The following is a 14,338-nucleotide window of genomic DNA, read 5'->3' as shown; positions in this document are numbered from 1 at the left end:
TGCCGCACCCCGCCCCGGTCTCATCCGGGCCGGCCGTTCACGCGTAGACCCCGAACTCGTACAGCGAGTCGCCGTACGCCGTCCCGCGCTGCCCGATCGTCACCCGCACGTAGCGCCCGGAGCCGCTGACGTCGAAGGTGTCGACACCGCCCGTCCCGGCGGTCGTGGAGTAGGCGTTCGTCCAGTTGGTGCCGTCGTTGGACAACTGCACCTGGTACGACTTGCCGTACGCCGACTCCCACGCCAGCTGGATGTGCTTGACCGCGGTGGTGGCCCCCAGGTCGACCTGGATCCACTGCGGATCGCTCCAGTCACTCGCCCACCGGGTGCCCATGTTCCCGTCCGTCGCCATGCCGGGCGTGCACGGGCAGCCGCCCGTCGGGTCGCTCTGGTAGGACGACGCCGTGGTCGGCTTGCCGAGCGCCACATTGGTGCCGCCCACCTGCGGGGGGACCACCCGGAAGGACTTGGTCTCGATCCCGACGTTGCCGTGCCCGTCGAAGGCGTAGACGTAGACCTTCCAGACCCCGAGCGTCTTCGGCGCGGTCACCGTGAACTGGCCGTTCCCGGTCTGCGTGAAGTCCACCTGGTGCAGCCCGGTGCCGTTGTCCACGTACTTCGAGGAGTACATCAACTGGTACCTGAGCGGATCGCCGTTCGGATCGCTCGCCGTCGCCGACACCGCGAACTGGCCGCCGGCCGGCACCGACCCGCTGTTCGCGACCGTCATCGAGCTGATCACCGGCGGGGTGTTCGCCTGCGGCGTGCCCCCGTAGTCCTTGGCCACCGAGTAGTACGCCAGCCGCTTCCAGCCGCTGGGCCGGACGTTGAACCACACGCCGCCGAAGTCGTTCTCGTCGCCGTAGTGGAACATCGTCGCCCCGAGACCGACCCCGGTGTGCCCGACGATGCAGTTCCACGCGGACACGTACGCGTCCCGCTTCTGCGCGTCCGTCGGCTCCGTCGGCACCCCGTTGGCGTCGTTCGGCACCTCCCACTCGCCGGCCTCACCGGACTCCGTCACGATGTAGGGCTTGTTGTAGCCGCCGTTGATCCAGTCCTGGCGCACATTGCACACCGCGCCGTAGGAGTTCACCGCGTAGAGGTCGAGCGACGGGGTGTACTGCTTGTAGTACGGCCACGCACCGGTCCAGGCGTCGGTCGACGTCACCGGGTGGTTCGGGTCGATCGCGTGGATCGCCTGGACCACCTGCTCCACGTACTTCGCGTAGGCGATCCGCTGCTGCTCGACCGCCGCACCCGTGTAGTGGTCCTGGGTCGTCAGGATGACCTCGTTGCCGACGTCCCACATCAGCACGCCGGGATGGTTCTTGTAGGTGGTCACCCAGTTCTTGATGTCGTTGAGCGTGTTCGTCTTGTACGCCGTGTCGTTGACGTAGTCCGCCCCCTGGTTGAGCCAGAAGCCGTTGACGACCTTCAGCCCGTAGGCGGCCGCCGAGTCGAGCAGCGGCTTGCTGCTCGCGTCGGTGCCCCAGGTGCGCAGCGTGTTGACGCCCATCGACTTCAGGTCGCGCATGTGGGAGTCGGCCGTGGTGTTGGCCGGTCCCCACGTCATGCCCCTGACCTGGTACGGCTTTCCGTCCACCGTCAGCTGCCAGTTGCCCTGGCTGCCGGTGACGTGCACGTTGCTCAGCGTGGTCGGCACCGGCGGGTCGGTCAGCGGGGCGGGCGCGCTGCCGGTGGTCTGCGAGACGGTCACCTTGTCGAGGCTCAGCGTGCCGCCCGACGAGGTGTCGGCGGCAGGCGAGGTGCAGCCGCAGACCGCGTTCGGGTACGAACCGCCGATCCGCAGGCTGAAGTCGACGTAGACCCCGTGGTGCACCGCCGCGTTCCAGGTGGACACCCCGACCTGGGACTCGTTGACCTGCCAGATCTGGTTGCCGTCGAGGTACCAGCGGATCTGCTCGTCCGAGGTGGTGCGGTCGATGATCTCCGAGTAGGTGTGGTAGCCGCTCTGGCAGTCGGCGCAGGTCGCCAGCCCACTGGTCAGGCCGTTGTACTCGGAGCAGTTGCCGCCGGGCGCGGTCCCGCAGTGCAGGGTCGCCGACAACTGGTTGCGGCCGTTGACGTCTTCCATGATGTCGCTCTCGCCCACGGCGGGCCAGGAGCCGAGGTTGCCGCGGTAGGCGGCGCCCATCGCGCGGAAGGACGGCCAGTAGCCGAGCGTCTTGGCGACGGACGGCTGCTTGAGGGTCGCGGAGATCTGCAGCCGGCCGCCGGCCGGCGCGGTGAAGTCGGTGCGCTTGGTCTCGATCCGGCCCGACGTCCACGAGGTGCCCGACTTGAGCGCGGTCAGGTTGAGGTGGCCGCTGCCGTCGAGGCCCACGTTGGCGGGGGAGTTGGTGGCCGTCTCGACCTCGCCTGTGCCCCAGTTGGCCGGGCCGCCGGGATAGGCGGTGCCGGTGTCGGTGATCCAGTTGCCCGCGTCGGGCGAGGTGCCCGCGGCGCCGTTGAAGTCGTCGCTCCACACGGTCGTCCAGTCGCCCGGCGGCGGGGTGCCGGTGCTGCCGCCGTCGGCGCCGCCGTTCGCGCCACCGGCGTCACCGCCCGTGGTCCCACCGGTGGTCCCGCCGGTGCCGGGGGTGCCGTAGACCTGGAACTCCCACAGCGAGTAGCCGTAGCCGTTGCTGCGGGCCGTGCCGTTCATCCGCACGTAGCGGCCCGAGCCGCTGACGGTCAGCGTCTGGGTGCCCGCGGTACCGGTGGTCGTGGAGTAGATCTGGGTCCAGTGCGAGGCGTCGTCCGACACCTGGATCTGGTAGGCGGACGCGGGGTTCTCCCAGTTGAGCACCACCTTGCTGACCGTGGAGGTGGTGCCGAGGTCGACCTGCAGCCACTGCGGGTCGGCCCAGGCGCTCGCCCAGCGGGTGGAGGTGGAACCGTCGACCGCGGCGCTCGCGGCATAGCCGGCGCCCTCGGTGGACGAGGCCGTCGCGGGCTTGCCCTGGGAGAGCAGGGTGTCGGCGGCGTGCGCGGGTGTGGTGGGGACGGCGAGCGCGTAGAGCGCGAGACCGACGGCAAGCAGGAGCAGGAAGGCGGCACGCAGCGAGGGAGGAAGGGCTCCCGGTCGCAGGCGTGCCGGGGGTGACGCTCTCATGGCGGACTCCAGCGGTGGGGGGGTGAGGGGGGAGAGCGGCTCCCGGCTGAGGGTCGAGCGGGTGCGAGGAGTGCGGGGGGGAGGAGGAGTGGGAGAGCGCTCTCTCAGTGGCCCGATGGTTGCCGCTGGGTTTCCGGGGTGTCAAGGGATCGGACGTGAACGGTCGTGGTGCGCCGGGCGAGTTGGTGGTGTTGTGGTGGAATGCGTCGCCGGGAAGGGTGCTTTCCGGGCGGTCGGGAGGTGTCGGGGCTTGACATGCGCACCGGCGGCAGGCGAGTGTACGCAGTGTTGGGAGAGCGCTCTCCCGATGGCTGTTCCCGTCCTTACGCGACGCTCGTCACCAGCCCGCCGCTCACCGCGGCCTCCCTGCCGATGGGCCGTCACGCCGCGGGCGGCGCAACGCAGGAGGCCTTGAAGGGATGACCATGATCACCCCCGGGTCCGTGTCCGCCCCGCAGCCCGCCGCCGCGCCCCCGATCAGCGACGCGCAGATCGACGCCCTGCTCGCCCGCCTCGACCTGACCGCCAGGATACGGCTGCTGTCCGGTGCGAGCACCTTCCGCACCCAGCAGGAGATCGCGGTCGGCCTGCGGTCGATGGGCGTCTCCGACGGCCCGGCCGGCGTACGCGGCGAGCGGTGGGACGAGAGGGACACCGCCCTCACACTGCCGTCGGGGACCGCGCTCGCCGCCACCTGGGACGACGACCTGGTCACGGAACTCGGCGGACTGCTCGCCGCGGAGGCCCGCCGCAAGGGGATCCACATCCTGCTCGCCCCCACCCTCAACCTGCACCGCACCCCCACCGCGGGACGGCACTTCGAGTGCTACGCGGAGGACCCGCTGCTGACCGGCCGCACCGGGGCCGCCTACATCCGCGGCGTCCAGGCCGGCGGGGTGGCCGCGACCGCCAAGCACTACGTCGCCAACGACTCGGAGACCGACCGGCTCACCCTCGACGCCCGGGTCGACGAACGCACCCTGCACGAGGTCTACCTGGCCCCCTTCGAGGCCGCGGTGCGCGCCGGGGTGTGGGTGGTGATGTCCGCCTACAACCGGGTCAACGGCACCACGATGTCCGAGAGCCCGCTGCTGGCCGAGCCGTTGGAGGGCTCCTGGGGCTTCGACGGCGTGGTCGTCTCCGACTGGGGCGCGACCCGCAGCACCGAGGCCGCCGCGCTGGCGCCGCAGGACCTGGCCATGCCGGGCCCGCACCCGCTGTGGGGGGAGCCGCTGGCCGCGGCGGTGCGCGAGGGCCGGGTACCGCACGCCGCGATCGAGGCCAAGGTGCGGCGCATCCTGAGGCTGGCCGCCAGGGTCGGCGCCCTGGACGGCGTCCCCGCGCCCCGGCCCGCACCCGCCCCCCGCGACCCGCGGGGCCTGCTGCGCCGCGCCGCCGCGGCCGGCTGCGTGCTGCTCCGCAACGAGGGCGCGCTGCTCCCGCTGACGCCCGCGCCGGCTCCTGCCGGCGCGGCCACCGACTCCGCGCCGGGCGACAGGACCGGGGGGTCGCCCGGCGCGGACACCAGTGGCGCGGCCGGGACCCGGGAGGCGTCGCCGCCGCTGCGGCGGCTTGCGGTCATCGGGCCGAACGCCGCCGCAGCCCGTATACAGGGCGGCGGCAGTGCCGGGGTCTTCCCCGAGGCGGTCGTGTCACCGCTGGAGGGCATCAGGGAAGCGCTCTCCGGGACCGGCACCCAGGTCGTCCACGCCGAGGGCGTGAACCTCGCCACCCGCCCGACCCCGCTGCACCCCGGCAACTCCCATGACCCGCGCACCGGCCAACCAGGGGTGCTGCTCCGCTACCTCGCCGCCGACGGCGCCGAGATCTGCGCGGAGCACCGGCTCAGCGGCCGCATCCTGGAACCCGGCGACGCACCGGAGCTGGCCCGCACCGCGGCAACCGTCGAGGTCAGCGCCCTGGTCACCCCCATGGCGCCGGGGGAGTGGCGGTTCGCCGTGGTGGGGCTCGGCGCCGTCACCCTGCACGCGGACGGCGAGCCGCTGATCGACACCCACGTGGCAGCCGAGTCCGACGACCCCACCTACGTGCACGTCGCGCCCTCCTTCCGCACCGCCACCCGCAAGGTCGCCGTGGGCGAGCCGCTGCACCTGGTCGCCACCCGGGCGCTGGCGCCCGGCCAGGGCCTCGCCGTCGCGCTGGCCGCCGACCCGCCGCGGCCCGAGGAGGACGAGGCGATCGCCGAGGCCGTCGCCTGCGCCAGCGGCGCCGACGCCGCGGTCGTGGTGGTGGGCACCACCGACGAGATCGAGAGCGAGGGCTTCGACCGCACCTCCCTCGCGCTGCCCGGCCGCCAGGACGAACTGGTCGCCGCGGTGGCGGCGGCCAACCCGCGCACCGTGGTGATCGTCAACTCCGGCGGGCCGGTGGAGCTGCCCTGGCGGGAGAGCGCTCCCGCGGTGCTGCTGTGCTGGTTCCCCGGCCAGGAGGCGGGGCACGGCCTGGCCGACGTGCTCTTCGGCCGCACGGAGCCCGGCGGCCGGCTCCCCACCACCTGGGCGGCAGGACTCCACGGCGCCCCGCTGCCCGGGACCACCCCCGACGCCGGGGTACTGGACTACGCCGAGGGCCCCTACCTCGGCCACCGCGCCTGGCGCCGCGCGGGGGCCACGCCCGCCTACTGGTTCGGCCACGGCCTCGGCTACACCACGTGGGCGTACGAGTCGCTGACCGTACGTCAGGTGCTCCCGGCCGACGGGGGATCGGCGGCCGAGGAGGGCGCCCTGGCCCGGGTGACGGTACGCAACACCGGTGACCGGGCCGGGCGCGAGGTCGTCCAGGTGTATCTGACCACAGGCCCCGACGACCACGACGACGGCGGCCCGCGGCTGGCCGGCTACGCGGCCGTCCGCGCGGCGGCGGGTCAGGCGGCGGTGGCCGAGGTCCTGATCGAGCCGCGGGCCTTCCAGCGCTGGTCCCCGCCGGAGGGCGGCTGGGTGCCGCGCCCCGGCCCGTACGTCCTGCACGCCGGCCCGTCCGCCGCCCGGCAACCGCTCTCCGCCCCACTCGACCGCTGACCGGCCGTCACACACTGCCCGCCGCAGTGCCCGCCGCACCGCCCACGGGGCCCTGCGCGGCGCACCCCGGAACCGGCGCCCCCCGTCCCTGACGCGGGGGGCGCCGCCGCGCCGATGGCCCCCGGCGCCCCTTCCCCGGCGACCCCACCGGGGGTCCGGCCCCCGTCCACCGCAGCTGTCCCGCGGGCCTCTTCGCGGGCCTCTTCGCGGGCTTCTGCGCGGCTTCCGGCCGGGCCTCCACATGGCTTCCCCGACGCCTCCCCGACGCCTCCTCGACGCCTTCCCGCGGGCTCCTCGCGGGCCCCGTGAGCAGCTCGCGAGGGGCCCTCCTTCCAAGATCGGCGTTGTCAGTGCCCGCCGCTATGTTCAGTGGTGTCCCGCCGTCGCGGCGTGGAAAACCCCCGGGCGCAGAGGAGATGACGCGTTGTCAGATTGGGAGAGGTCGAGCACCGTGCGGGTGGTCCCACCCGCACACCCGCGCCGGCTCGCCAAGGTCCCGTTCGTCGAACTGGCCGACGGGCGGCTTCAGGGCGTGGTCTCCAGCGGCTCGGACATCGAGCGGGTCTACGTCTCGTCGGTCGCGGCAGGAAGCTTCACCTTCGCCTGCAGCACCAACAACAACCGGCCCTGCGGCGGCGCCCGGGGCTACTTCTGCAACCACATCCGCGCCCTGATCGGCGAGGCCGTGCTGCAGTACGGCGCCGAGCGGGTCGGCCGCTACATGCGGGTCGAAGCGGCCGAGTCGGGGTACGAGCCGAGCGCGACGCTGCTGCTCACCCAGATGAGCGCGGCCCGCCCCGCGCAGGGCGACAGCGCCGCCGCCGCACCCGTCTTCAGCCGCTTCCTGCGCCACCTGGCCTACCTCGAACTCGCCCCGACCACCGCTCCGCTGCCGGAGATGCAGTGGTTCCCGCCGACCAGGGCGGTGGCGTGATGCGTGCCGACCTGCTCACCGCGGGCATCGACGGGCTCGACGAGGCGCTGGCCGCCGTCGACGCCTTCGACCAGGCACTCGTCGGGGGCCTGCTGCGCCCGCAGCCCGCCCAGGCCGCAGGGCTGGCCGGGCTCGCCGAGGCCGTCGCGGGCACTCCGCTGGCCGCCAGGGCCGCCGAGGCGGCCGAGAAGGCGGCGGTGGGCGCCGCGGGCGAGGACCACTTCGTGGCCCTGGCCGCCGCCCGCACCGCGCTGCTCGGCTCGGTCCACGACGCCCTGGCCGGCCGCGCCCAGGAGGCGACCGGCCGGCCCGCCGGCGAGTGGACCGCTCAGCCGGGTGACCAGCCCAAGCAGCTGAACGTAGTGGCCGCCGCCCGCTCCTGGCTGTGCGACCTGGCGCGCCGCGGATGGCGGGGCATCGACCACGACGTCGTCTCCGGCTCCGCTCAGGTCGTCTCCGCGATGCTTCCCGACCCGTCCCTGCGCCGCCTCGCTGCACTGCTCGACGGGTTCGCCGCCGAGCTCGCCGCGTCCTGCCCGGGTGCAGCTCTCGACCGGGTGCCCGCCCGCCGCTGGGCCGACCTGTGGTCCCGCGGGATGCTGCTGACGCTGCCCGGGGCGGCAGGGGTGCCCGCGGCGGGCAGGGCCACCGGACGGCTGCTGCCCCTCGGCGTCGACCTGCACGAGCACGCGACCGCCGTGCAGGCCCAGGTGCACGCTGTGTTCGAACCCGCCGACGGGGCCACCGCGCTGGTGGTGCGGGCGAGCGTGTCCGCGCCGAAGCCCGACACGGTCGTCGGAGCCGGCCTGTGGCAGCTGCTCCGTCCGCACATGTCACTGCTGGCGGCAGTCAGCCAGGGCCGTTCGATGGATCTGGTCGGCATGCCGCTGACCGCGGAGGGCGACCTGCTCTGGAGTGACGAGTACGCCCGCCAGGGCGAGCCGGCCGACGCGTTCAGCACCGCCCGGGTGGCGCTGCCCACCGCCGCGGAAGCTGCGGCCGCACCGCTGGACCGGCACCCGGCGCGTATCGCCGTCCCCGTCTTCATCGAGGGCTACACCGCACAACAGGGCGACGAGGGGCTGACATTCACCGTCGCGGGGCAGCCGCTGGCTGTCGACACCGACCGCATCCCGGCGGCGGGACCGCTCACCCCCGAGGCCGTCACCGCGTCGGTGGCCTGCATCGGGCTGCTGCGCTGGGACGGCGGGGTGTTCGGCGTCCAGCCGCTCGCCGTCGAGACCACCGTGAGGAAGAAGCCGGTCGCCGTGCAGGCCGGGGCGTGGGCGGGCGGCACCGCGGACAAGGCCGGGATGAAGGCGGAGAAGGCCGCCACCGACGCGGCGGCCGTCCTGCGGGAGCGCGCCGGAAGGCTGTTGCGGAAATGACCGGACCCCACGCGCAGGAGAATCCGGCCGCCTCCCACGACAGCCGCCGGCAGGTCGTCTACTGGCGGCTGCTCGCCCGCCTCTTCGACCAGGACGAGCAGGCGGCGCTGGAGTCGGCGAGCCTCGCCGTCGTCGAGGACATCGGCCTGCCGCCGGCGCTGCTCGACCCGCAGGCCTCCGTCGACTCCATCGTGCAGCGCCACCCGGAACTGGCCGCGGAATTCGACGGCCTGATGGTGCCCGAAGCCGAAGCCGAAGCCGAAGCCGAAGCCGGAGCCGAAGCCGAAGCCGAAGCCCAGGCCGGAGCCGAAGCCGAAGCCCAGGCCGGAGCCGAAGCCGAAGCCCAGGCCGGAGCGGGAGCCCAACCCGAAGCCGGAGCCCAAGCCGGACCCCAAGCCGAAGCCGCGTCCGGTTCCGGGTCCGCGTCCGTGCCCGGCCCGGCAGCGGAGGGCGGCGCGGGCGGGGACGCAGGCAGCGGAAGGGACCGCGCCGCCGAGGTGCGGCGTGCCGCCCTGGTGTCCAAGGTGTTGCTCAACGTCTTCGCCACCGGCAGCGGCAATGTCACCGCAGACCAGCTCTCCCGCTGGCAGGCCGACGCAGGGTGGCTGGAAAGGGCGCTCGGCTGCCGTCCTGGCGACCTGCGCGGCGGCCGACGCGCCGGCGGCGGCGCGGGCGGCACCGCGGGCGGCCCGGGTGGCCGCGGCGTCAGCCCGTACGGCACCGGTGGCGGCAGGCCGGGCCCGGACCTGGGCCGGCTGATCCCGGAGATCGGACCGGAACTCGGCGCCATCGAAGCCGACCTCGTCAAGCGGATGCAGCTGCGCGAGGTCCTCGCCGACCCCCGGCTCGCCGCTCGGCTGACCCCGAGCATGTCGCTGATCGAGCAACTGCTGCGCGACAAGAACAACCTGTCGGGTGTGGCGCTGGCCAATGCCAAGTCGCTGATCCGCCGCTTCGTCGACGAGGTGGCCGAAGTGCTCCGCACCCAGGTGGAGAAGGCGACCGTGGGTGCGATCGACCGGTCGATCCCGCCCAAGCGCGTCTACCGCAACCTCGACCTGGACCGCACGATCTGGAAGAACCTCACCAACTGGAGTCCCGAGGAGGAGCGGCTCTACGTCGACCGGCTCTACTACCGCCACACCGCGCGCCGGACGACACCGCAGCGGCTGATCGTGGTCGTCGACCAGTCCGGCTCGATGGTCGACTCGATGGTCAACTGCACCATCCTGGCCTCGATCTTCGCCGGCCTGCCCAAGGTCGACGTGCACCTGATCGCCTACGACACGCAGGCACTCGACCTCACGCCCTGGGTGCACGACCCGTTCGAGACCCTGCTGCGCACCAACCTCGGCGGCGGCACCGACGGCACCGTCGCCATGGCGCTGGCCCAGCCGAAGATCGCAGAGCCGCGCAACACCGTCGTGGTGTGGATCTCCGACTTCTACGAATGGCGGGCTGAACCGCTGTTCGAGAGCATGGCCGCCGTCCACCGCTCCGGCGCCCGGTTCATACCCGTCGGGTCGGTGACCAGCGCCGGCCGCGGCAGCGTGAACCCGTGGTTCCGGGAGCGCTTCAAGGACCTCGGCACACCCGTGCTCTCCGGCCACATCCGCAAGCTCGTCCATGAACTCAAGACCTTCCTCACCTAGAAAGGCCCCGCCATGTCCGACCTGTTGCGCGCCCCCGCCGAGATCAAGTACGCCGAGGAGCTGGACTGGCTGGAGTCGGTGGACGACGGTCCCAAGCCCTTCACCTGGCGGCTCTCGCCGAAGATGGTCCGGCTGTTCGTGCTGGGCTCCGAGCGCTCCGACGGCCTCGACCGGCAGATCGCCCCGAAATGGTTCGGCGACCGCAGCTTCGTCGAGCGCTCCATCGTCACGCTGGCCTCCGATCGCGGGCTGCTGCTGATCGGCGACCCCGGCACGGGCAAGAGCTGGCTGGCGGAACTCCTGTCCGCCGCGATATGCCGCAACTCCACACTCGTCGTCCAGGGCACCGCCGGTACCACAGAGGACCACATCAAATACTCATGGAACGTGTCCATGGTGATCGCCAAGGGGCAGTCGCGGGAGTCGATGATCCCCTCGCCGATCATGACCGCGATGGAGGCCGGCGCCATCGGCCGGTTCGAGGAGCTGACCCGCTCCACCAGCGACGTCCAGGACGCGCTGATCTCGATCCTGTCGGAGAAGTACATCTCGGTGCCGGAACTGGACAACGACAACAGCGACAACATCGTCTTCGCCAAGCCCGGGTTCTCCGTCATCGCCACCGCCAACAGCCGCGACCGGGGCGTCAACGACCTGTCGTCCGCCCTCAAACGCCGCTTCAACTTCGTCCGCATCCCGGTGGTGACGAACAAGAAGAGCGAGGCGGAGATCGTCCGCTTCCGCACCGAGGAGCTGCTGCGCCGGCACCGGATCGAGCTGGACGTACCGCCCACCCTGCTCGACGTGCTGCTCCAGAGCTTCGCCGACCTGCGCGCCTCCGCCGCCGCTGCCGGCAGCGACGACGAGAAGCTGGAGTCCGCGCTGTCCACCGCCGAGCAGATCGGCGTCCTGGAGGACGCAATCCTGCACAGCAACTTCTTCGGCGACCAGGCGCTGACCGCCCGTACCCTCGCCTCCTCGCTCGTCGGGTCGCTGGCCCGCCGCGAGCCTGAGGACCTGGCGATACTCAACAAGTATCTGCACGGCGTCGTGGAGCCGCGCAGCAAGGAAGCGGGCGGCTCCTGGCCTGAGTTCCTCGAAGGCGGCCGCGACGCGATCGCCACCCTGTCGTGACCCCCGTGACCCCCGCCTTGCAGGCGCGGTCGGCGCCGGAGGACAGGCGGCAGCCGACGTCCTTCGACGCGCTGCGCTCGCAACTGCACGAGGCCGCGGCCGAGTTCGCCGACGGTCCCGACGCGCTCGAAGGCATACTCCTCGGCATCGTCGACGACGTCGACCGCGCCGTCCGCGAACCGCTGGAGATCTTCCCCGTCTGCCACCACTCGCCCGCCTCGGCCGTGGCGATGGCGCGGCGGCTGCGCGAGAAGCAGCCGAAGACGGTCTACCTGGAGCTGTGCGAGGACATGGCGCCGCTGCTCACCGAGCTGCGCAACTGCCGCCTGCCGGTGGCGGTGCAGGCCTTCGCCGCCGAGATCGACGGCTTCCCGCCGGAGTGGGCGCCGCTGTCGGTCGTCGCACCGCTCACCGAGGCCTCCGCCGAATACCAGGCGATCGCCTACGCGCTGGAGACCCCGGGCGTCGAACTCGTCCTGGTCGACCGGTCCTGCGACCACGTCTTCCAGTGGCAGGCCGGCGGCACCCCGCCCGCGGGCCCCGCCGGCGCCGACACGCCCGGCGGCGCGCCGGCGGAGGAGGAGGCCGCGCTGCACGGCGACGCGGTCGGCGTGGAGATCGGCGACCTGCGGCCGCGCTTCGCCGAGCTGGAGGAGCACCTGCTGCACCACGGCCGGGTGCGCCACTGGTCGGAGTGGTGGCACCAGTATGTCGAGCTCCCGCTCGGCGACAGCGACCACGACACCTACCGGCAGGTGATGCTGCTGATCGGCAGCCTCTTCCGGCGGCTGGCGCCGGGCGACCCGCAGCGGGTCGCCGTCGACGAGGACCGCGAGCGCCACATGTGGACCAGGATGCGCGAACACCTCGCCGCGTCCGGCGCCGACCCCGCGGACTGCCTCTACGTGTGCGGCGCCTTCCACGCCGCCAGCAGGGTCGCGGAGTTCGGCGTCCACGGCACCGACACCTTCGAGATCGGCCCCCGCAGCGCGAGCACCTGGCAGTACGGCCTCATCCCGTCGAGCCACGCGGCGATCGAGGCGCAGTTCGGCCTCGCCGCCGGCTCGGTGTCGATCGCCGCGACCCAGTGGGCCAAGAACCTCAAGCGCACCCGGGTCAAGCCCTTCAGGCTCGCCGGGCAGGCGGGGACGGTGAAGGCGCGGAAGACCGGCGGGACACCGGCGCCGGCCGCCGCGGGCGCCGCGACCGGTGGGGACCCGGCCGACCGGCTCACCGGCTTCCTCCAGCGGCCGCCGGTCCTCGACCGGCTGGACGAGGCGGAGTTGCTGGGCTGGTCGGTCGACATCGTGCGGGCCGCGCGCCGCAGCGGCTACCTCGCCTCCACCGCCGACGCCATCGCCGTCTTCGAGACGTCGATCCTGCTGGCCGGCATGCGCGACCGGGCCAGGCCCACGCCGTACGACTTCCAGGACGCGGCGATCACCTGCATCGAGAAGGACGCGGTGCCCGGCAGGCGCGATGTGCGCCGCCTGGTGGAGATCATGATGGGCGGCGACCGGATCGGGCAGGTCGGCTACGACGCGCTGCCGCCGCTGGCCCGCGACGTGCACGACCGGCTGGCGCCGCTCGGCCTGAGACTCCAGCAGCGCGGCGTGCAGCGGGCCCTGCTCGACATGGTCGCCCGGCCGGAACTCACCGGCTGCTCCGACGTGCTGTGGATGCTGCGGCGGCTGATGCCGCACGGCACCGCGCGGCCGATCATGGGCGAGCGGCGGCTCGGCGAACGTCCCATCCAGGAGTCCTGGGACGTCGCGCTCGGCACCCACCAGCGCGCCCTGATCGAGCTGGGCTACGAGGGCGTCAGCATCGAGCAGGTGCTGGAACAGCGCCTGCGGCGGGCGGCGTACGACCCGCAGGCGACCACGGCCACGGCGCTCCAGGCCGTCGAGGAGGCGACGCTGTATCTGCACAGCCGCCGGCTCGCCGACGAACTGGGCACCCGCGCCCTGGAGATCCTGGCGACCGAGCGAAGCGTCGACGGCGCCCCCGAGGTGCTGCGCAGGGTACGGCGGCTGCTGGCCTACCACCGCACCGCCGAGCCGGAGCTGCCGGCCTGGATCGAGTCCTTCGTCACCACCGGCTACGCGCACTACTGCACCCTGCTGCCCACCGCGTTCACCGACGAGGACGCGACGGCGGGGCAGGTCGCCGCGATGCTGGGCTTCCTGTTCGGCATGGAGAGCCTGGCGCTGTCGCTCGGCTGCGACCGCACCCAGCTCGAGCTGGCATTCGGGCAGTCGCACCCGCAGGAGCCGTCAAAGGTGGCGCTGCTGTGGGCGGCCCGGGTGCAGCTCGGGCAGCTGACCCGGGCCGACCTGCGAGCGCGCTGCGACGAGCTGCTGGGCAACCCCCTGGTGGTGCCCGCCTACCCGCGCTATCTCAGCGGCTTTCTGCACGCGCTCGAACCCGTGCCGCAGCTGGTGGACTTCGTCGTGGAGCTGGTCTCCAGCGCGTTCGCCCGGCTGCCCGACCCGGTGCTGCTGCCCTGGCTGCCGACGCTGATCGGCGCCCTGCGGGCCGGCGGAGCGGAGACGGCACCGCTGCTGATCCGGGAGGCGGGGCGGATCTTCCCCGGGCGGCTCGCGGAGCTCGACGCGTGGGTGCCGCCATGGCAGGCGGGCCAGGGGGCGGCCGCCGGGCCGCCCCGGGCAGGTGCGGGCAGTGGACGGGCCGCGCTGCTGGCCGCGCACCCGGCGGCCTGCGACGCGCTCGCCGCACTGCTGGGTTGCGAGGGGGGCTGGGCGGCAGGCTCAGGCGACCGGGGCGCGGTGCTGGCCGGCCGCCACCAGGACACCGCGAAGGCACTGGAGGCACTGCTGACCGGCTGATGGCGCAGGCGGGGCCGGGCCGGCCCCGCAATTCTGGGAGAGCGCTCCCCGAAGGGCGGCGGGAAGGCCGCGATCTGGCACTATGTGCCATGTCGCCCGCGATTTCCGGGGGGTGCCGTGCAGGCGAGCGGCACCCCGGGTCCGACCGGCCGGGTCCCGCGGCAGGACCGGCGGACCCGCGGACCGCGGGGACCGAGAGCATGAGGGGGAGCCCGGTGACGCGCG

Annotated in this window: 7 protein-coding genes; 6 read left to right on the top strand and 1 reads right to left on the bottom strand. The window is 73.2% G+C overall.

All coding sequences use genetic code 11. From position 1 onward, the window contains the following. Positions 1 to 37: 37 nt before the first annotated feature. Entirely contained in the window at positions 38 to 3,118 is a 3,081-nt protein-coding gene (locus ACGFMP_RS09735) for a discoidin domain-containing protein (RefSeq protein WP_393671485.1), read from the bottom strand. 419 nt (positions 3,119 to 3,537) lie between these two features. Here ACGFMP_RS09735 and ACGFMP_RS09730 point away from each other — a divergent pair, with 419 nt between their 5' ends. The 6 genes from ACGFMP_RS09730 (at position 3,538) to ACGFMP_RS09705 (ending at position 14,113) form a co-directional block, all read left to right on the top strand. Beyond that, positions 3,538 to 6,156, top strand: coding sequence for a glycoside hydrolase family 3 C-terminal domain-containing protein (locus ACGFMP_RS09730; protein WP_393671484.1), 2,619 nt, complete (start codon positions 3,538 to 3,540; stop codon positions 6,154 to 6,156). Positions 6,157 to 6,580: 424 nt separating this feature from the next. After that, positions 6,581 to 7,090, top strand: coding sequence for a hypothetical protein (locus ACGFMP_RS09725; protein ID WP_393671483.1), 510 nt, complete (start codon positions 6,581 to 6,583; stop codon positions 7,088 to 7,090). After that, positions 7,060 to 8,478: a hypothetical protein gene (locus ACGFMP_RS09720; RefSeq protein ID WP_393671482.1), complete on the top strand. Its 1,419-nt coding sequence runs from the start codon at positions 7,060 to 7,062 to the stop codon at positions 8,476 to 8,478. Before ACGFMP_RS09725 ends, ACGFMP_RS09720 begins: the two co-directional genes overlap by 31 nt. Then, positions 8,475 to 10,130, top strand: a complete 1,656-nt coding sequence (locus tag ACGFMP_RS09715) for a VWA domain-containing protein (RefSeq protein WP_393671481.1) — start codon at positions 8,475 to 8,477, stop codon at positions 10,128 to 10,130. The genes ACGFMP_RS09720 and ACGFMP_RS09715 overlap by 4 nt, the downstream gene beginning before the upstream one ends. 12 nt (positions 10,131 to 10,142) lie before the next feature. Then, entirely contained in the window at positions 10,143 to 11,264 is a 1,122-nt protein-coding gene (locus ACGFMP_RS09710; protein WP_393671480.1) for an AAA family ATPase, read from the top strand. Positions 11,265 to 11,269: 5 nt separating this feature from the next. After that, the gene (locus ACGFMP_RS09705) at positions 11,270 to 14,113 is read left to right on the top strand and encodes a hypothetical protein (RefSeq protein ID WP_393671479.1); all 2,844 of its coding nucleotides are present in this window, start codon (positions 11,270 to 11,272) and stop codon (positions 14,111 to 14,113) included. The last annotated feature ends 225 nt before the right edge of the window (positions 14,114 to 14,338 follow it).

It is taken from the genome of Streptomyces sp. NPDC049040 (assembly GCF_043197715.1).
GTDB lineage: Bacteria > Actinomycetota > Actinomycetes > Streptomycetales > Streptomycetaceae > Actinacidiphila.
Note: the sequence above shows the minus strand (reverse complement) of the source record. Positions and strands in the feature narration are given on the sequence as shown.